The following is a 240-nucleotide window of genomic DNA, read 5'->3' as shown; positions in this document are numbered from 1 at the left end:
ATTAAGAGTGCTATTATTCATACTATGACTTTACCTAATATACAAACTAAAAGAGCCGATTTAAAAAACTATGGCTCAGGCAGTTATCTTGCGAGCGATGTCACTGTCCTACTCGATATGGTGGATAAGGACGCGGTTGCTGATGTGCCAGTCAGTCAAAAAGAAGCGCTTATCCAAAGCGGACAACGCCATTACTCTGACATGCTGACTTTAGAGCAAGCACCTACTGCAATGCATGAG

Annotated in this window: 1 protein-coding gene; it reads left to right on the top strand. The window is 42.5% G+C overall.

Annotated features, from left to right (window positions below; genetic code table 11):
• A partial coding sequence (locus R2R70_RS22770; RefSeq protein ID WP_410979312.1) for a cysteine protease StiP domain-containing protein occupies nucleotides 1-240 on the top strand: 240 nt, incomplete at both ends.

This window comes from Cobetia sp. SIMBA_158 (assembly GCF_046566945.1).
Classification (GTDB): domain Bacteria; phylum Pseudomonadota; class Gammaproteobacteria; order Pseudomonadales; family Halomonadaceae; genus Cobetia; species Cobetia amphilecti.
The sequence above is the reverse complement of the archived record's forward strand: the minus strand, read 5'-3'. Positions and strand labels throughout refer to the sequence as shown.